The sequence below is a fragment of the Pseudomonas sp. GNP014 genome (assembly GCF_054344005.1).
Window position 1 is genome coordinate 5684528 of the sequence record NZ_JBTGUS010000001.1, and the last position, 18590, is coordinate 5703117.

Annotated in this window: 19 protein-coding genes and 1 pseudogene; 5 read left to right on the forward strand and 15 right to left on the reverse strand. The window is 59.8% G+C overall.

The genetic code is table 11. The features are described 5' to 3' along the window. The first annotated feature begins 162 nt into the window (after positions 1-162). Together ACXX9E_RS25495 and ACXX9E_RS25500 are read left to right on the forward strand one after the other, a co-directional pair. Complete coding sequence (locus ACXX9E_RS25495; RefSeq protein ID WP_105705262.1) at positions 163-1353, forward strand: osmoprotectant NAGGN system M42 family peptidase; 1191 nt, start codon at positions 163-165, stop codon at positions 1351-1353. Positions 1354-1553: 200 nt separating this feature from the next. Beyond that, complete coding sequence (locus ACXX9E_RS25500; protein ID WP_003199186.1) at positions 1554-1781, forward strand: YheU family protein; 228 nt, start codon at positions 1554-1556, stop codon at positions 1779-1781. Positions 1782-1786: 5 nt separating this feature from the next. Here the strand turns inward: ACXX9E_RS25500 and csrA are convergent, their stop codons facing one another. The 3 genes from csrA to ACXX9E_RS25515 form a co-directional block, all read right to left on the reverse strand. Continuing rightward, a complete protein-coding gene (csrA, locus tag ACXX9E_RS25505; protein ID WP_123466706.1) occupies positions 1787-1972 on the reverse strand; it encodes a carbon storage regulator CsrA in 186 nt (61 codons plus the stop codon). A 138-nt stretch (positions 1973-2110) separates the two neighbouring features. Beyond that, the gene (locus ACXX9E_RS25510; RefSeq protein ID WP_123466708.1) at positions 2111-2443 is read right to left on the reverse strand and encodes a YnfA family protein; all 333 of its coding nucleotides are present in this window, start codon (positions 2441-2443) and stop codon (positions 2111-2113) included. A 63-nt stretch (positions 2444-2506) separates the two neighbouring features. Further along, positions 2507-3322 carry an SDR family oxidoreductase gene (locus ACXX9E_RS25515; protein ID WP_128615059.1) on the reverse strand — a complete coding sequence of 272 codons (816 nt, stop codon included), beginning with the start codon at positions 3320-3322 and terminating at the stop codon, positions 2507-2509. A gap of 323 nt (positions 3323-3645) precedes the next feature. Here ACXX9E_RS25515 and ACXX9E_RS25520 point away from each other — a divergent pair, with 323 nt between their 5' ends. After that, positions 3646-3804: a DUF3309 family protein gene (locus ACXX9E_RS25520; protein ID WP_169432680.1), complete on the forward strand. Its 159-nt coding sequence runs from the start codon at positions 3646-3648 to the stop codon at positions 3802-3804. Between the two features lie 56 nt (positions 3805-3860). Here ACXX9E_RS25520 and ACXX9E_RS25525 read toward each other — a convergent pair whose 3' ends face one another. The 10 genes from ACXX9E_RS25525 to ACXX9E_RS25570 form a co-directional block, all read right to left on the reverse strand. Next, positions 3861-5954 (reverse strand): LTA synthase family protein, encoded by a 2094-nt coding sequence (locus ACXX9E_RS25525; RefSeq protein WP_458556394.1) that lies wholly within the window; start codon positions 5952-5954, stop codon positions 3861-3863. A 315-nt stretch (positions 5955-6269) separates the two neighbouring features. Continuing rightward, the gene (locus ACXX9E_RS25530) at positions 6270-6875 is read right to left on the reverse strand and encodes an START domain-containing protein (RefSeq protein ID WP_458556395.1); all 606 of its coding nucleotides are present in this window, start codon (positions 6873-6875) and stop codon (positions 6270-6272) included. Positions 6876-6916: 41 nt separating this feature from the next. Next, positions 6917-7171 (reverse strand): YkgJ family cysteine cluster protein, encoded by a 255-nt coding sequence (locus ACXX9E_RS25535; protein ID WP_123466716.1) that lies wholly within the window; start codon positions 7169-7171, stop codon positions 6917-6919. Positions 7172-7337: 166 nt separating this feature from the next. Continuing rightward, the gene (locus ACXX9E_RS25540) at positions 7338-7817 is read right to left on the reverse strand and encodes a translation initiation factor 2 (RefSeq protein WP_128615063.1); all 480 of its coding nucleotides are present in this window, start codon (positions 7815-7817) and stop codon (positions 7338-7340) included. Positions 7818-7895: 78 nt separating this feature from the next. Next, the gene (locus tag ACXX9E_RS25545) at positions 7896-9335 is read right to left on the reverse strand and encodes an aminotransferase-like domain-containing protein (RefSeq protein WP_123466720.1); all 1440 of its coding nucleotides are present in this window, start codon (positions 9333-9335) and stop codon (positions 7896-7898) included. Between the two features lie 202 nt (positions 9336-9537). Further along, positions 9538-10350, reverse strand: coding sequence for an OmpA family protein (locus tag ACXX9E_RS25550; protein WP_123466722.1), 813 nt, complete (start codon positions 10348-10350; stop codon positions 9538-9540). Next, on the reverse strand, positions 10347-10703 hold the full coding sequence (locus ACXX9E_RS25555) for a DUF4398 domain-containing protein (RefSeq protein WP_123466724.1): 357 nt from the start codon (positions 10701-10703) through the stop codon (positions 10347-10349). Before ACXX9E_RS25555 ends, ACXX9E_RS25550 begins: the two co-directional genes overlap by 4 nt. A 9-nt stretch (positions 10704-10712) precedes the next feature. Beyond that, positions 10713-11534, reverse strand: coding sequence for a substrate-binding periplasmic protein (locus ACXX9E_RS25560; protein ID WP_222832311.1), 822 nt, complete (start codon positions 11532-11534; stop codon positions 10713-10715). A gap of 79 nt (positions 11535-11613) precedes the next feature. Next, on the reverse strand, positions 11614-12543 hold the full coding sequence (locus ACXX9E_RS25565) for an electron transfer flavoprotein subunit alpha/FixB family protein (protein WP_123466728.1): 930 nt from the start codon (positions 12541-12543) through the stop codon (positions 11614-11616). Then, a complete protein-coding gene (locus ACXX9E_RS25570; RefSeq protein ID WP_003226982.1) occupies positions 12544-13293 on the reverse strand; it encodes an electron transfer flavoprotein subunit beta/FixA family protein in 750 nt (249 codons plus the stop codon). It lies immediately after the preceding gene. A gap of 551 nt (positions 13294-13844) precedes the next feature. On the opposite strand from ACXX9E_RS25570, the pseudogene ACXX9E_RS25575 reads away from it, so the two are divergent. Further along, a pseudogene (locus ACXX9E_RS25575) lies at positions 13845-15510 on the forward strand (electron transfer flavoprotein-ubiquinone oxidoreductase). A gap of 93 nt (positions 15511-15603) precedes the next feature. Here ACXX9E_RS25575 and ACXX9E_RS25580 read toward each other — a convergent pair. After that, entirely contained in the window at positions 15604-16494 is an 891-nt protein-coding gene (locus ACXX9E_RS25580) for an AraC family transcriptional regulator (protein ID WP_007961974.1), read from the reverse strand. A 190-nt stretch (positions 16495-16684) separates the two neighbouring features. Between ACXX9E_RS25580 and ACXX9E_RS25585 the strand changes: the two genes are divergently transcribed. Further along, the gene (locus ACXX9E_RS25585; RefSeq protein ID WP_458556396.1) at positions 16685-17737 is read left to right on the forward strand and encodes an NAD(P)-dependent alcohol dehydrogenase; all 1053 of its coding nucleotides are present in this window, start codon (positions 16685-16687) and stop codon (positions 17735-17737) included. Positions 17738-17741: 4 nt separating this feature from the next. Here the strand turns inward: ACXX9E_RS25585 and ACXX9E_RS25590 are convergent, their stop codons facing one another. Then, the gene (locus tag ACXX9E_RS25590; RefSeq protein ID WP_123466734.1) at positions 17742-18545 is read right to left on the reverse strand and encodes an IclR family transcriptional regulator; all 804 of its coding nucleotides are present in this window, start codon (positions 18543-18545) and stop codon (positions 17742-17744) included. Positions 18546-18590 lie beyond the last annotated feature (45 nt).

The window sequence follows — 18590 nt, forward strand, 5'->3', positions numbered from 1 at the left end:
TGTAGAACCTCAACCGACCCTATCGCTGGCAAGCCAGCTCCCACAGGTCCAGCGGTGTAGCCAATCACTGTGGGAGCTGGCTTGCCAGCGATGGGGCACTGACAGGCAATACAAATCCCCTCATCGAAACCATCGATGCGCCTCAACTCATCAGGAGTTTCCATGACCACACAAATCCCTGAACCGGATCTGAACTACCTGCAAAAAGTCCTGCTGGAAATGCTCGCCATTCCCAGCCCCACCGGGTTCACCGACACCATCGTGCGTTACGTCGCCGAGCGTCTGGAAGAGCTGGGCATTCCCTTCGAGATGACCCGTCGCGGCACGATCCGCGCCACCCTCAAGGGCAAGAAAAACAGCCCCGACCGCGCGGTCTCGGCGCACCTCGACACCATCGGTGCGGCCGTGCGCGCCGTGAAAGACAACGGGCGTTTGACCCTGGCCCCGGTCGGCTGCTGGTCGAGCCGGTTTGCCGAGGGCAGCCGCGTCAGCCTGTTCACCGACAACGGCGTAATTCGCGGCAGCGTGCTGCCGTTGATGGCGTCCGGGCACGCATTCAACACCGCCGTGGACGAAATGCCGATCAGTTGGGATCACGTCGAGCTGCGTCTGGACGCCTACTGCGCAACCAAGGCCGATTGCGATTCGCTGGGCATCAGTGTCGGTGACGTGGTGGCGTTCGATCCGTTGCCGGAGTTCACCGAAAGCGGTCACATCAGCGCCCGTCACCTGGATGACAAGGCCGGGGTTGCAGCGCTGCTCGCCTCGCTCAAGGCGATCGTCGACAGCGGTCAGGAATTGATGATCGACTGCCATCCGCTGTTCACCATCACCGAAGAAACCGGCAGCGGCGCGGCGGCAGCATTGCCGTGGGACGTCAGTGAATTCGTCGGTATCGACATCGCGCCGGTCGCCCCCGGCCAGCATTCCAGCGAACACGCGGTGAGCGTGGCGATGCAGGATTCCGGTGGGCCGTACGACTATCACCTGTCACGGCATTTGCTGCGCCTGGCCAGTGAAAACGAGTTGCCGGTGCGCCGCGACCTGTTTCGCTATTACTTCAGCGATGCCCACTCGGCGGTGACCGCCGGCCACGACATCCGCACCGCCCTGCTCGCCTTTGGCTGCGACGCCACCCACGGTTATGAGCGCACGCACATCGACAGCCTGGCGGCGCTCAGTCGCTTGCTCGGGGCCTATATTCTGAGTCCGCCAGTGTTTGCCAGCGACGCGGCGCCGGCCAATGCGTCGCTCGACCGGTTCAGTCATCAGATCGAGCACGACACGCAGATGGAAAGTGATACGCGGGTGCCGTCGGTGGACAGTCTGGTGGGGCAGCGTTCCGACAGTTGATTCGGTTACTGTAGCGGCTGGACTGCCCGCATCGCCGGCACGCCAGCTCCCACAGGGCTTGTGCCGCTCACAGGCCCTGTGGTCCAACCAAAAACTGTAGGGGCTGGCTTGCCAGCGATGAGGCCGGTACACCCCACACAAAACTGGCAGGCAACCGACAATCGCCGTAGCATCCTGACCTTGATTGAACCGAGGTGCCCATGCTGATTCCCCACGACCAACTTGAAGTCGACACCCTCACCCGCCTGATCGAGGACTTCGTCACCCGCGACGGCACCGACAACGGCGATGACACGCCGCTGGAAACCCGTGTCCTGCGCGTACGCCAGGCCCTGACCAAAGGCCAGGCGCTGATCGTCTTCGACCCGGAAAGTGAGCAATGCCAATTGATGCTCAAGCACGACGTGCCCAAGCACCTGTTCGACTGAGCCCGTCAGCGGGCCTTTTCAGAGGCCTGCTTGCGCTGGATCCGTTCGTAGACTTCGGCGCGATGCACGTTGACTTTCTGGGGCGCCTCGACGCCGAAACGCACACTGGAACCGTTCACTGACAGAACGCGCAGGGAAATGTCGTCGCCGATTGAAATCAATTCACCGACGACGCGGCTGAGTACAAGCATGGGATTGGTCCTTCCGGGTTAACGAACCCTGAAGATGCGCGGCTTGCCGGTGCGACACAATGCGCGGCCGGCAAATCAGTCTTGCCTTACACCCACCCCGCCGACAGGCCGTCAGACGTTTCGTACAAAACCGTCAATTCAAGCAACCGAGAAGCGCGGACCGAACAGAATCACGCTGGCGCCGATTACACACAACGCCACGCCGATCCAGTCCGAACTCAACGGGCGAACGCGCTCGACCACGGCCAGCCAGCCAATCGAGGCGACAATGTAAATCCCGCCATACGCGGCATAGGCGCGACCGGCGTAGGCCGCTTCAACGCGGGTCAGCAACAGGGCGAACAGGGTCAGGCTGAGTAACGCAGGAATCACCCACAGGGCACTTTTGCCCTGACGCAGCCACATGAAGAAAGCGAAACAACCGGCGATTTCAAACAGCGCCGCAAGGAAAAACCACAAGTAATTGAGCATCGAAGCGTCTCGTCAGGGTGACCATTGCGGCCACCCTAACCACGCGACACCCGCCGGGCAAGCTCAGCCGTTGTTCTGTTTGGCCTTGGCGCGCATTTTTTCCGCCATCGCGGTCATTTCGTTGTAGAGCAGTTGCGGGTTCTTCTGCTTGATGGCCCAGGCCATGCGGCCCTGCTCATGGGGCAGGATCATGAACTCGCCGGCGGCGACTTGCTGATAGATGTAGTCGGCGATGTCTGCTGCGCTGATCGGCGAACTTTCCAGCAACTTGCCGACCTGCGCTTTCATTGCCGGGGTCGGCCCACGGAACGAATCGAGCAAGTTGGTCTGGAAGAATGACGGGCACACCACATGCACGCCGACTTCCTGTTGCGCCAGTTCGATCAGCAGGCTTTCCGACAGCGCTACGACACCGGCCTTGGCGACGTTGTAGTTGCTCATGGCCGGGCCTTGCATCAAGGCCGCCATGGACGCGATGTTGATGATCTTGCCTTTGCTTTGCTCCAGCAGCGGCAGGAATGCCTTGCAGCCCTTGACCACGCCCATCAGGTTGATCGCGATCTGCCAGTCCCAGTCTTCCAGCGACAACTCACTGAAGAACCCGCCCGATGCCACACCGGCGTTGTTGACGATGATGTCGATGCCGCCAAGCTTCTCTTCGCAGGCCTGGGCGAACGCCGTGAGCTGACTGTAATCACGCACATCGCAGCGCTGGATAAAACCGTCGCCACCGGCTTCGCGCACCATTTTCAGGGTTTCCTGCAGACCGGGCTCGCTGACGTCGGACAAGGCCAGTTGCCAGCCTTCACGCGCCCAGCGCAGCGCGATTTCCCGACCTAAACCCGAGCCCGCGCCAGTGATCATCATGCGATTTTGCATAGCAGACAGCCTTGTTGTTCCGGGGAAGATGCGCGGAGTGTAGCGAAGGATCCTTAGCCCTCCACGCTCCATCAGACTGCTGAATACAGGATCAAAAGATCGCAGCCTTCGGCAGCGCCTACAAGATTCGTGCAGGCGCGGCCGAGAGGAACCAGGCCGCGATTTTTTTGTTTCAAAGGAAATAAGCGAGCGATCCAAATACATTAAAAAAACATTGAATTTTTTTTCATGCACAACAGTCGGAATTTGTAAGCCGTCTGGATTTAGTTAATTACCAGCCGCCCCTGAACATCAAGACTTCTCGAATACTATCAACAAGGAAAATCGACATGGGCACAATTCTTATCATTATCCTGATCCTGTTGCTGATCGGTGGTCTGCCGGTCTTCCCGCACTCCAGAAGTTGGGGTTATGGCCCGTCGGGCATTATTGGCGTGGTATTGGTAGTGCTGCTGGTCTTGCTGTTACTCGGCAGGATATAAAACGCAGGACAAAAAAAGAGGCCCTCAGGGGCCTCTTTTTTATGCAGCGTTTTTTATCAGTCCGGCTTGCCGTTAATCACGCCGGCGGTATTGTCCATCAGGCTCTTGGTCGCCGTTTGCAGGAACGATTCGAGCTTGAGTTTCAATTCAGCGGTACGCGGTGCATCCTGCACGATCTCGGCATGCGGATTGGCGCCCAACTGGTACTGCCAGATCTTCGGTGCCATTTCTTTATCCTTTGGCAGCACGAGAATCTGGTCAGCGGTGACGATGGCAGTGGTCTGCTCGCTGCCCGACGGCTTGATCACACCGAAGCCGGTGTCGCCTTCCGGCAGGTTGAGCAGGTCACGGCCCCAGCACTGATGACGTACTTCGCCACCCAGACGGCCCATGATGGTCGGCACGATGTCGATTTGCGTGCCCACGGTGTGGTCACGGGTACCGAACTTTTCCTGGATGCCCGGCGCAATCATCAGCATCGGTACGTTGAAGCGGCCCAGGTCCATTTCGGTGATCTGACGCTCGTTGCCGAAACCGTGGTCGCCGACGATGACAAACAGGGTTTCCTTGAAGTACGGCTCTTTACGCGCCTTCTCGAAGAACTGACCCAACGCCCAGTCGGCATAACGCATGGCGGTCAAGTGCTCGTTGAGGCTGCCACGATCGGTCACGCGCTCGACCGGCAAGGGTGTCGGCAAAGCGTATGGCGTGTGGTTGGACAGGGTTTGCAGCAGCGCATAGAACGGCTTGCCGTTTTCCCGCGCCTTCAGTTCGATCAGACCGCGGTCGAACATGTCCTGGTCGGACACGCCCCAGGTCGGGTCGGAGAACACCGGGTTGACGAAGTCGTTACGACCCACGAAGTTGGTCATGCCCTGGTTGCTGAAGAAGCCCGACTGGTTGTCCCAGGCGAAGTCACCGTTGTAGACGTAGACGTCGTCATACTTGCGCGCGCTGAGCAGTTGCGGCAGGCCGGAGAGCTTGTGGCTGCCTTCCGGGGTCTGCATCAGGTATTCGAAACCCGGCAGGTTCGGGAAGCATGCCATGGTCGCGAACATGCCCTGGTGGGTGTGCGTGCCGTTGGAGAAGAAGCGGTCGAACAGCAGGCCTTCCTTCGACAGTTTGTCGAGGTAAGGGGTGATGTTGCCCGGCGCGCCCAAAGCACCCACCGAGTGACCGGCCATGCTTTCCATCAGGATCACAACGACGTTCTTGATCGGCAAGGTCTTGTCGGCGGGCGGCGTGTATTCACGGCGCACGGCGGCGATGTCGGCATCGACCAGTTTGTCGTCAGGCATCAGCAACATGTCGCGCACGACTTTCTGCGCCTTTTCCTGTGGCAGGGTGGCTTTCCAGATGTTGTTGCGATCCTCGCCCATGCGGTCCTTGGCGGCAGCGATCAGCGACAGCGTACCGTTGAGACCCAGTTGGTTGGCGAAGTTCGACTCGGTGGTGTACACGTCACCCCAGCGCAGCGGCGGGCCCTGACGCAGGGTGCCACGAGCAGCGGTGACGCAGATCAGCAGGCAGACCACGAACACCGCCAGGCGGGTGTACCACGGCGCCACCTGACGGGTGCCGACGTTGCCGCCACTGAAGGGGCCGCGTGGACGGGTCGCACGGTCGGCGCCTTTGAACGCCAGGGTCAGGATGACAGTGCCGATCGCCCACGCCAGCAGGTAACGGACCACCGGGAAACCGTACCAGAGCATGCTCATCACGGTTTTCGGGTCTTCTTTCACGTACTGGAAGACCAGGCCGTTGAGGCGCTGGTGGAATTCGCGATAGAAATCCATCTCCATCAGGCCGAGGAACAGCGCGATGCTCGAAGCGATCGTCAGCCACAGACGGAAGAAACCACGCACGGCCATGGCGCGGGCACTGAACAGCGCCAGCACCAGCGGAATGCAAATGTACACCACCAGGCGCAGGTCGAAACGCAGGCCGTTGGCGAACGCTTCAATGAAGGTCGAAGCCGGGGTGTCGAGGATCATCTCGCGGTTGTAGACCAGCAGCGCGAGGCGCAGCACGGAAAACATCACCATCATGACCAGTGCACAAAGCAGCGTGTAGGCCAGATGCGATTTGACGGTCGGTTGCAGCAGGCGAGCAGAAGATCGCTGCTGATTCAGGGCGTCCGGGTTTGCCATGTCGTTTTAGGACCCATTGGAAGTTAAAGTTGCAAAAATACAGCGGCGCCATGCCCTCTATTGGCCATTCCAGACCCCGGGGCTTGCGCGGTGCGCAAATGTTGCACGATCACCCGCACCATTACCATTGATTACTGCCTCGGTGCCGGACACTTTCATTTAATGCCACAGTAGCGCGGCCGCGTGCCAACGGCGCGGGCGAATTGTCTTGAACACGTTGTGAAAATTTCGTTCAACGCATATCTGGAAACACAATATAGCGACAAAACAAAAACGCCCCGACTTGATCGGGGCGTTTTGCTCAACCGGCGGCGATTACTTCTCGGCGCGTTCTTTCAACGCTTTAAGCGTGTTGAACGGCGCATCGACGACAAACTTGTTGGCCACCATCGCCGGCACACTGCCACCCGGCTCGGTGTGGACTTGATAGGTCACTTCGACCTGATCGCCCTTGGGCACGAACTTCCAGAAACCCTTGACCTGGGCAACGCGCACGAAGCCTTTCTCTTCCGGCACGTACTTCGGCACGCCTTCAAGGTTGCGGATCAGGCTGCCATCGGCGCCTTCGACGGTGGTGATGTGCAGCACCGAATCGCGCGGAGTGACTGGCCATGGCGTGTTGAACTGGGTGTAGGTCCAGCTCTGATCGCCTTCGTGCTTGAGCAGTTTCTGGGTCTTGCATTCGTGAATCCAGGCACAGGCGCCGGAAACGTCTTCCTGCAGTGCGCGCAGTTTGGCGATGGTGGTCTTCATCAAGACCACGCCCTGATAGGACTTGTAGTCCGAACCCGGCACTTCGCTCAGGGAAACCTTGATGCCGTCTTCGTTCTTGGCGACCTTCCAGTCTTCAGCCTGAACCGCCGAAGTAGCCAGCACGGCAGTCAAACCACACAACACAGCGATACGATGCAGCGAACCCATAGTCTTATTCCTTATTGTTGAAGTTCCGTTCGTTTGACACATCACGCCGCCGTCATTTGCTCCCACCAGCCGATCAACCTGATCGCCTCTTCCGAGCTGCTGCCACAGACTTCGACATCGGCGGCAAAACCGGAACAGACAGCGGGACGCTCTGGCTGGCCGAAAATGCTGCACAGGTTTTCGACCGAGAGTTGCACGCAACGTTCGCCGGCAGGTTTGCCATCAGGCATACCGGGAATCGCCGAACTGATGGAAGGGGCAATGCAGCAAGCGCCACAGCCTTCACGGCATTTCATGACGGGCAAATCCTCACGACGGGTAATGTGCTAAAGAGACGCGGAACAGAGTAACCGCTAAAACGGCTGTTTAAAATTCCCTGATCCGGGGTTTTTACCGATAAGTGAATGTGACTGACCAGTCTCCGACAAAGCGTCTGGTCTGCGGGTCACAGGTGAGCAGGAATTACTGCTTGAATTCGAAATCCAGCGCCGCGCCTTCGATTTCCCGGCGGTCTTCGTTGCGCAGTTGCAACTGCATTTCGTTGCTGAGCAAGCGGCCGTTGAGCTGGAATCCACTGTTTTTCTCGCCAAAAAACTGCGGCAGGATCTGATCGTGCTTCGGCAGCACCACGGTGCCGGGCGGTTTCAGCTCCTGAACCATCTCCTTGGGCAGACTCAGGTCGAGCCTGGCGGGCGGCAACGGTGTGTTCACCAGTTCTTTGGCCGACTTTGATTTCGACGCAATCGGCGGGCGCTTCTTCACCGGGGCGGCTTTCTTCTGCTGCGATTTTTTGTCCGGGGCCGCTTTTGCGCTCGTTGCAGGCTTTTTTTCTGAGGTAGCCGTTGCCGGCTTTTCTTGAACGGCTGCCGCCAAGGCACTCGGCGCATGACTGATCAGTAGCAAACCCAAGATGACTCCGGCGGCAGAAAAAATCGCTTTCATGGACCCTACAACACTAACGGCAGAGGGCCATATGCTCGCTTGTTGAGCGCTACAAGACAAGCACGAGCCACTGCTGGCTTAAAATCCGCCCGCCGTTTCCTGACACAGCTGAGTCGCCAGCAGGCCGAGCGTCATCAACGCCCGCTCCGCCTCGCGGTTCCACGGAATGCCGCAATTGAGGCGGATACAGTGGTTGAATTGCTCGGTATTACTGAAGATCAGACCCGGTGCAATGCTGATGCCCTGCTGCAAGGCGCGGACATGCAATTCCTGGGTGTTGACCCTGCCCGGCAAGCTTACCCACAAGATGAAACCGCCCGTGGGCCGGGTCATTTGCGTGCCTTCGGGGAAGTACTGCTGCACTGCCAGCTGGAAGGCGCTGAGGTTTTTCCGGTATTCCTGGCGGATGTACCGTAAATGCCGGTCATAACCACCGTTTTCCAGATAAGCGGCGATCGCCATCTGCGTCACGCTGCAGGCCGAATGGGTGCTGAAGGTCTGTAGACGCTGGATTTCCTGCTGATACTTGCCGGCAATCATCCAGCCGATGCGCACCCCCGGCGACAAGGTCTTGGAGAAACTCGAGCAGTAGATCACCCGGTCAAGACGGTCATAGGCCTTGAGCGCCTTGGTGCGCCCCTGTTCAAACATCAACTCGCCATAGATGTCGTCTTCGACGATCTGGATGTCGAAGTCCGACGCCAGACGTAACAGCTGTTTCTGGCGCTCCTCCGGCATGGTCCCGCCCAGTGGATTGCTCAGGCGCGTGGTCAGCACCAGGGCCTTGATCGACCACTGGTTGGCGGCCAGTTGCAATGCTTCGAGGCTCATGCCGGTAGCGGGATCGCTGGGGATTTCGATGACTTTCAGACCGAGCAGATCGGCCAGTTGCAACAGCCCGTAATAGGTCGGCGATTCGGCGGCGATCAGATCGCCCGGACGGGTCAGCACCCGCAACGACATCTGCAAGGCATCGACGCAGCCGTGAGTGATCACCACTTCCGACGGGTCGATGACCACGCCAGCGTCGCGCATGCGGATCGCCACCTGCCGGCGCAGCGGCTCGAAGCCGGGGCTGAACATGTAGCTGAACGCCCGTGGGCTATGGAAGCGCGTGACCTTGGCCAGTTGCTGATGCAGTGCGCGCACCGGCAGATAATCGACGCTTGGCACCGCAGCGCCGAGCGGGAAGACGCCTTCACGGCGTGACTCGACCAGAACCTGCTGAATGATGCTGCTGCGGGTGACCAATCCCGGCCGCTCGACCCGAGCAATGTCGGGCGTCGGCGCGGTCAGGGCGGGCGTCTGGTGGACGTAATAACCGGATTGCGGGCGCGCCCGAATCAGCCCCTGATCTTCGAGGTTGGCGTAAGCCTGCAACACCGTGGCATGGCTGACGTTGAGCTGCGAACTCATCTTGCGCACCGACGGCACGCGTTCTCCCGGTTGATAGACGCCACGACGGATGTCTTCGGCCAGTTGCTGAGCAATACGTTGGTAGAGCAAGAGATTGGTCATGACGCAGCACTCGATTTCACGGGCATTTTATTCTTGTGTGAAACAATACCGGAACAGTTTAGAAGTGTACTGGGACAGTTGCCACATTACTCGACCATACAGTGCGGTGTCTGCCCCCGACTGTACGGATTTGCGAGCCATTCGACACACGTAAAAAAGCCCGGCACTGCATGACAGGCCGGGCTTTCCAGAGACGCAACCCTCAGCGGGCGGCGCCGAGCTGGCCTTTTTCATCGGAGAAGACAATTTCCACGCGACGGTTCTGTGCCCGCCCGCGCTCGGAAGCGTTGGCGTCCACCGGGTATTCGTCGCCGTAGCCTTCGACCTGAATGCGTTTGTCGTCGATGCCCAAGTCCATCAGCACGTCGGCCACCGCTTGCGCGCGATCGCGGGACAGCTTGAGGTTTTCCTGCTTGCCGCCGGTGCTGTCGGTGTAACCCTCGATGCGCACCACGCGTTTGGGATTCAGTTGCAGGAACTGGACGATCTTCAGCACGACACGGTTGGCCGAATTCTTCAGCTCTGCTTCACCGGTATCGAACAGCACATCGCCGAGGGTCATCACCAGACCACGGTCGGTCTGGGTGGTGGCCAGCGCAACGATCTGCTCTTCAAGCCACTTGCCTTGCTGCTGCACGCTGAGCAACTTCGACTCACGCAAGGCCAGTTGCAGGCGCTGACGTTCCAGTTCGAGCTTGGCCGCGCGCTCCTCGTTGAGCACCTGATTGGTGTGCTCGCGGGCGATTTCGCTGTAACGCTGGCTCAGGTAGGCGTAATGCACCACGTCCGAACCGCTGCCCCAATAGGTCGACAGCCGATCGGCACGGGCCAGCGACTCACCGGCGCGGATCACGTCTTTCGGCGCGATACGCAACACGTTGGAATCTTCCTTGACCTTCTGGAAGTCGGCACTGGCTTCTTGCAAAGCGGATTCACTGTGTTGGCCGGCGCAGCCGTACAGACTGGCGCAACCGGCGAGGATCAGACCGCCGAGCACGGTGGACTTGCGGCTCATTGGGCATCCCCCAGTTGTTTGCGCAGACGGATGATGCGGGTATTGAGCACGTTCACCTGCTCTTCGCTCTTTTGCGTCAGCACTTTGGCTTCCGCCAGACGCGCATCGAGTTCAGCCTGCTCTGACCGCATGCGTGCGTTGCGGTAAGACTCATCGGCCATGTTGCCTTTGGCGCGGTCGTATTTGGTTTCGGCCAGTTTCATTTCAGGCACTTCATCAGCGGTGGCGCCAACGGCCTTGGCCTGGGTGATGGCCTGCTCGGTCAAACGCATTTGTTCAATGGGTGCCGGATCGGTTGCGCAACCGGCCAGGGCCAGAACGGCCACAGCCGCGAAAAGAGGTCGAATACTCACTAAGAATCCCTACTGTTTTGGGGCGCTGACGGCTTGTTGCGGCTGTTGCTGCTGCGCCTTCCAGCGCTCGATATTGCGTTGCAGCGCGGCTTCCGTCAGTCCGGACGCGGGCAATTCTGTCATCTTTTTGGCCAACTGTCCGCGCAACCACGGATCGTTGCAGGCCGAGTTATGGGAAACCGCGAGGAACAGGCCCGGCCGGTCGATCGGTTGTTCGAAGGCCAACAAGTCATTGGCCATCCCCAGCGCCTGCGCGGCGGCCATGCCCGAGTAGCGGCCAGCGAGGACATATTCCACCTCGCCCAGCAGAAGTTTCTGAAAAGCCTGGGTGAGGTTGGCTGTCCGGGTCAGGGTCAGATTCTGCTCGGCGAAAGTGCCAAATGCCTGGGTCATGCGAGACTTTTCCGACAACGCGCCCGTGTGGCCGTGCAGGTCTTTGGCCTCGCTGTAAACCAGCGTCGAGCCTTTGCGGGTCCACACCAGATAATCGTTTTCCAGCAACGGCGGATGGATGTAGTCGAGGTTTTCCAGCTCATTGAGGGTCAGCGGCGCGTCGGCGAGCATGTCCATGCGCCCGCTGCGCACTTCATCAAGGGCTTGCGAGCGTTTACCGGCGTAGAGCAACTCGACTTTGATACCCAGATCCTTGGCGATCTGCTGTAACAAGTCGGCGCTGGCACCCATCAGTTGTTTGGGATTCTGCGGGTCCTGCCACAGATACGGCGGCGCGTCCGGGCTGCCGGTGACGACGAGGCGCTCACACTTGCCGGCGGCCGCCGCCATTCCCGGCAAGAGGATCAATCCCAATAACAACCTGCGGCGCAGATCCATGGCAACACGCTCCACTCAAATGCGAGACAAAAAAAAGCCCGACCAAAAGGTCGGGCTCTTTATAAGTGAAGCCGCCGGATTAGACCAGCTTCTCCAGCTCAGGGACGGCTTCGAACAGATCCGCCACCAGGCCGTAATCGGCCACCTGGAAGATCGGTGCTTCTTCGTCCTTGTTGATCGCAACGATCACTTTGGAGTCTTTCATACCGGCCAGGTGCTGGATCGCGCCGGAGATACCGACGGCGATGTACAGCTGTGGCGCAACGATCTTGCCGGTCTGACCGACCTGCATGTCGTTCGGGACGAAACCTGCGTCGACCGCAGCGCGCGAAGCACCCACGGCTGCGCCCAGCTTGTCGGCCAGGGCGTACAGGTGTTTGAAGTTGTCGCCGTTCTGCATGCCGCGGCCGCCGGAAACGACGATCTTGGCAGCGGTCAGTTCCGGACGATCGGACTTGGCCAGCTCTTCGTTGACGAAGCTGGAAGTGCCGGCGTTGTGCGCAGCAGCAACGGCTTCAACAGCAGCCGAACCACCTTCAGCGGCAACCGGGTCGAAACCGGTGGCACGCACGGTGATCACTTTGATCGCAGCGGTCGACTGTACGGTAGCGATGGCGTTACCGGCGTAGATCGGACGCTTGAAGGTGTCAGCGCTTTCTACCGAGATGATCTCGGAGATCTGGTCAACGTCCAGCTGCGCGGCAACGCGTGGCAGGATGTTTTTGCCGTTGGAAGTAGCGGCAGCCAGGATGTGGCTGTAGCTCTTGCCCAGTTCGGCAACCAGCGGCGCAACGTTTTCCGGCAGCTGATGCGCGTAAGCGGCATTGTCAGCGTTCAGGACTTTGCTCACGCCCGCGATTTTCGCAGCGGCTTCAGCCACGGCGCCAGCACCTTGACCTGCAACCAGAACGTGGACATCGCCGCCGATTTTGGCAGCAGCAGCCACGGTGTTCAGTGTGGCCGGGGCCAGCACTTTGTTGTCGTGTTCAGCAATAACCAAGATAGTCATTTAGATTACCTTCGCTTCGTTTTTCAGTTTCTCGACCAGTTCAGCCACCGACTTGACCTTGATACCTGCGCTGCGTGCAGCCGGCGCTTCGACTTTCAGGGTCTTGTTGGTAGAGGCGGTGGAAACGCCCAAAGCGTCCGGAGTCAGCACTTCGAGAGGCTTCTTCTTGGCTTTCATGATGTTTGGCAGGGACGCGTAGCGCGGCTCGTTCAAACGCAGGTCGGTGGTGACGATCGCTGGCAGTTTCAGGGAAACGGTCTGCGCGCCGCCGTCGATTTCGCGAGTCACGGCAACGCTGTCGCCGGAGACTTCGACTTTCGAGGCGAACGTGCCCTGACCGTAGCCGCTCAGTGCCGCGAGCATCTGGCCGGTCTGGTTGTTGTCGCTGTCGATCGCTTGCTTGCCCAGGATCACCAGTTGCGGCTGTTCCTTATCGACCACAGCCTTGAGCAGCTTGGCCACGGCCAGCGAAGTCAGGTCTTCAGCCGATTCGACGAGGATGGCGCGGTCGGCACCCAGGGCCAGTGCGGTACGCAGCTGTTCCTGAGCGGTGGACGGGCCGATGGAGACGACGACGATTTCAGTCGCAACGCCTTTCTCTTTCAGGCGTACGGCTTCTTCCACTGCGATTTCGCAGAACGGGTTCATCGACATCTTGACGTTGGCGAGATCGACGCCGGAATTGTCCGCCTTGACGCGAACCTTGACGTTGTAATCCACAACGCGTTTGACAGCTACAAGAACCTTCATGGATTCCTCGTTACTCTCCGGTGAAAAGAAAGTCGCCTAGGCGAACCTGGCGGTTGATGCTCATCAGGCTAAAGGGCACCTCTAAAAACGCCGACGTGGGTGCGGGGTGATTTCACTTTATGAACAGCGCTGACCGTTCGTCAGGGGTGACCGACCAGTCATTGCTCTTCACGCCATGTAAACTGCGCGCCGGACCTGCACTGCGCATCACCTTCTACGGCCTGTGCCCTGTCTTTAGAGGTGCTCTTGAAACCGCCAGTCTGCCTACGACGAGCGCAAAACCGCCCGTATCTTGACCGGAACGCCTATTCCGGTCAATACAGCAAAATGACCATTCATAAGCCGCGCTTCTTTGATTTCTCTGGGCTGGAGCCGATTCAAACAAACGTTTGTATTGGACGCTGAGAGTGGTGTAGATATAATGCGCCGCCTAGAGAGAAAGGTGGTTTGCCCATTATTACCCTTGACGTTAACGTAAAGGCAATAACGGATGCGTCACCGAACCTCCAAATTAGAAAAAAAACTGTTGAGCCTTGAGTAGGAGATAGCCTGTGGAACGCGAATACATGGAATTCGACGTGGTCATCGTCGGTGCCGGCCCCGCTGGCCTGTCCGCCGCCTGCCGTCTGAAGCAGAAGGCCGCCGAAGCCGGTAAGGAAATCAGCGTCTGCGTGGTCGAAAAAGGCTCCGAAGTCGGCGCACACATCCTGTCCGGTGCCGTGTTCGAACCACGCGCTCTGAATGAACTGTTCCCGGACTGGAAAGCACTCGGCGCCCCGCTGAACACTCCGGTTACCCGCGACGATATTTTCGTCCTGAAAAACGCCGACAGCGCGCAGAAAATTCCTGACTTCTTTGTGCCCAAGACCATGCACAACGAAGGCAACTACATTATTTCCCTGGGCAACCTGTGCCGCTGGCTGGCCCAGCAGGCCGAGAACCTGGGCGTGGAAATCTACCCGGGCTTCGCCGCTCAGGAAGCACTGATCGACGAGCAAGGCGTGGTTCGCGGGATCATCACCGGTGATCTGGGCGTCGACCGCGAAGGCAACCCGAAAGAAGGCCTGTACACCCCAGGCATGGAACTGCGTGGCAAGTACACGCTGTTCGCCGAAGGCTGCCGTGGCCACATCGGCAAGCAACTGATCAAGCGCTTCAACCTCGACAGCGATGCCGACGCCCAGCACTACGGCATCGGCCTGAAAGAAATCTGGGAAATCGACCCGGCCAAACATCAGCCAGGCCTGGTGGTCCACACTGCCGGCTGGCCGCTGGACATCATGGGCACCGAAAACACCGGCGGCTCGTTCCTCTATCACCTGGAAAACAATCAGGTGGTGGTCGGACTGATTGTTGACCTGTCCTACAGCAACACCTACCTGTCGCCGTTCGACGAGTTCCAGCGCCTCAAGCATCACCCGGTGCTGGCTCAGTATCTGGAAGGCGGCAAGCGCGTCAGCTACGGCGCCCGTGCGATCTGCAAAGGCGGCCTGAACTCGCTGCCGAAAATGGTCTTCAAGGGCGGTGCGCTGATCGGTTGCGACCTCGGCACCTTGAACTTCGCCAAGATCAAGGGCAGCCACACCGCGATGAAGTTCTGGCATGCTCGCCGCTGAGTCGGTGGCTGACGCCCTGTTCGCCGAGAAAGATGGCACCGAAGAGCTGACCACCTACGTCGACGCGTTCAAGAAGAGCTGGCTGTACGACGAACTGTTCGCCAGTCGTAACTTCGGGCCGGCGATCCACAAATTCGGCGCCATTGTCGGCGGTGGTTTCAACTGGCTGGACCAGAACATCTTCGGCGGCAAACTGCCGTTCACCCTGCACGACACCAAGCCGGACTACGCATGCCTGAAGCTGGCCGCCGACTGCAAGAAGATCGACTATCCGAAGCCGGACGGCAAACTCAGCTTCGACAAACTGAGCTCGGTGTTCATCTCCGGTACCAACCACGAAGAAGAACAGCCGTGCCACCTGAAGCTGACCGACCCGAGCATCCCGATCAGCAAGAACCTGCCGCTGTACGACGAACCGGCGCAGCGCTACTGCCCGGCCGGCGTGTATGAAGTGATCACCAAGGAAGACGGCGAGAAGCGTTTCCAGATCAACGCCCAGAACTGCGTGCACTGCAAGACCTGTGACATCAAGGACCCTTCGCAGAACATCACCTGGGTCACGCCGGAAGGCGCTGGTGGCCCGACTTACCCGAACATGTAAGTTGTACCGCTGAACAACGAGGCTCCCGAGATGGGGGCCTTTTTGTTGCCCATGATTTCTGTTTCAACACTCCTACAAGGGATCCGCGCAGACTCAGGCCACGCGTTCGTCGCCAGGGCTGCGCTCGAAGTAACGCTTGTACTCGCGACTGAACTGCGACGTGCTCTGATACCCCACCCGATGCGCCACCTGCGCCACGCCCAGCCCTTCCGCCACCAGCAACGTCTGCGCCTTGAGCAATCGCAAGCGCTTCAGGTACTGCACCGGCGACAGCAACGTGCTGCGTTTGAAGTGCTCGTGAAAGGACGAAACGCTCATGTTCGCGCAACTGGCCAGGGTCTCGACATTCAATGGTTCGGTGTAATGCGCATGCAGGTGACTGATCGACGCAGCGACCCGGGCAAACTGTCCCTGCTGCTCCACCAGTGCACGCAACACATCGGCCTGCGGCCCGCGCAGTGCGGTGAACAACAATTCGCGCACCCGCGCCGGTCCGAGAATCTGGCGCTCCAGCGGATCGTGCAGGCAGCGCAGCAAGCGCTCGACACAGCCGCGCATGTCATCATCGAGCACCACCGAGGTCATCGACTCCGGCGTCTGTGCCGGAATGTGCCGCCCCGGCGCCAGCCCCATGGCCAGCACCAACTCGCCGAGCAGCACCCGATCGATGGCCACCGACACGCCCAGCAACGGCGCATCGGGCAAGGCAAAGGTTTCGCACTCGAACGGCACCGGCAGCGCCTGAATCAGGTAGTGCCCGGCGCCGTACTCCATAGTGCGCGGGCCGAGAAACGCCAGTTTGCTGCCCTGAGCGATGATCATCAGGCTCGGCTCATAAATATGCGGGCCACGCGCCACGTCGCAACTGGCGCGCAAGACCTGCACGCCCGGCAGCCCGGTCTGGCTGTAACCGTCGCAAAGCGCCAGCGGCTCGATCAGCGAAACCAGCGTGGCATTGGCATCAAGATGGCGGGTCAACTGCATCGGAGGGGTCTTCAAAAAAGTCACGGAAAAAGGCATGCAAGCATCATCGCAGATCCTTTTGCCCATGCGCTCGCCGAAACCTGCATGCCGGAGGATTAGGCATGAGACCCGGAGGAATCGTCATGGCCGCCGCGACAGACGACGCCCAGAATGCGCCACCTCACCTGTCACTGCTTCTGCGAGGTTATTCATGTACACCGCTATCGGTTATGCCGCTCAATCGGCCACCACTCCCCTCGCCCCGATGAAATTCGAACGCCGCAGCCCTCGCGCTGACGACGTGGCGATCGAGATCCTGTATTGCGGCGTCTGCCACTCCGACATCCACCAGGCCCGCAACGAATGGGGCATCGCTGTGTATCCGCTGATGCCCGGCCACGAGATCGTCGGAAAAGTCACCGCCGTCGGTGCGAACGTCACCCAACATAAAGTCGGAGATCTGGTCGGCGTTGGCTGCATGGTCGACTCCTGCCGCACCTGCGCCGCCTGCCAGCAGAACCTCGAGCAATACTGCCTCGAAGGCCCGACCATGACTTACGCCACCCCGGACCGGGTCGACGGCAGCAACACCATGGGCGGCTATTCGGACTGCATCGTCGTCAGCGAGCACTTCGTGGTACGCATCCCGGAAAAACTCGACCTGGCCAGCGCCGCGCCAATCCTCTGCGCCGGCATCACCACCTACTCGCCGCTCAAGCACTACGGCGTGAAGGCCGGTGACAAGGTCGGTATTCTCGGCATGGGCGGCCTTGGCCACATGGGCATCAAATTCGCCAAGGCCCTGGGCGCGGAAGTGACGTTGTTCACCCGTTCGGCGAGCAAGGCCGAAGAAGGTCGTCGTCAGGGTGCCGATCATGTGATCGTCTCCACCGATGCCGAACAGATGGCTGCCGCCGCAGGCCAGTTCGATTTTCTGCTGGACACCATTCCGGTGCAGCACGACCTCAACCCGTACCTGCAAACCCTGCGCTTTGATGGCGTGCATATTCTGGTGGGACTGATCGAGCCGATCGACCCGCCGGTGCATGCAGCCAACCTGGTGCTGGGCCGTCGCGTGCTGGCCGGTTCGTTGATCGGCGGCATCGCCGAAACCCAGGAAGTGCTGGATTTCTGCGCCGAGCACAACATCACCTGCGACATCGAAATGCTCGACATCCGCCAGATCAACGAGGCTTACGCGCGGATGATCGCCGGCGACGTGAAATACCGCTTCGTGATCGACATGGCGACGCTCAAGGTTTAAGGCCTCACACCTTCAAGCCAAGCTCCGCCGACAGCCGGGCTGTGACCCCTTTGATCAGGGGGATCAGCTCGGCCATTTTTTCCAGCGGCATGTACGGCACGGTGCTGGCGATGCTGATCGCCGCCACAATGCGCTTGCTCGCATCACGAATCGGTGCCGCCACGCAGCGGATCGACGGTTCGTTGTCCTCCAGATCGAAAGCGTAGCCGCCGGCCACGTAATCGGTCATGCGCTGCTCAAGCTGTTCCCACGATTGCTGGGGATGTTGCGGCCAGAACTGACTTTTCCCACCCGCCGGCAGGCTGATGTCGTACAGGCGCTGCCAATCCTGCGGCGAGTCATCGAGCATCAACGCCTTGCCGATCCCGGTTCGCGCCAGCGGCATGCGATGGCCGACCCGCGAACGCATTTCCGGGCCATTGCGCCCCGGATTCTTCAGCAGATACAGCACCTCGTCGCCTTCACGAATACCCAGATGCACGGTGTCCCCGGTCAGCGCCGACAACTCGTCCAGATACGGTCCGGCCAGACTCACCAGCGGCAACTCTTCGCGTGCCTGAAACCCCAGCTCGATCAGCTTCGGCCCCAGCAGATAACCCATTTGCGGGACCACGCGCAGGTAGCGCTCATCCACCAGACAACTGGCCAAGCGATGGGTGGTGCTGCGCGTGGTGCCGATCAGCCGGGCAATCTCTTTCAGATCGCGGGCGCCACTGGCCACCGCCTGCACCACGCCCAGGCCGCGAAGCAGTGTCTGAGTGCCGGTGGGTGCGGCGTCCTTGGTTTTTTCCGGGGCGTCTTCCTGCATATCCAGCCTTTACCGTTGAGCGAGGGAACGGGCGGCATTATGGTC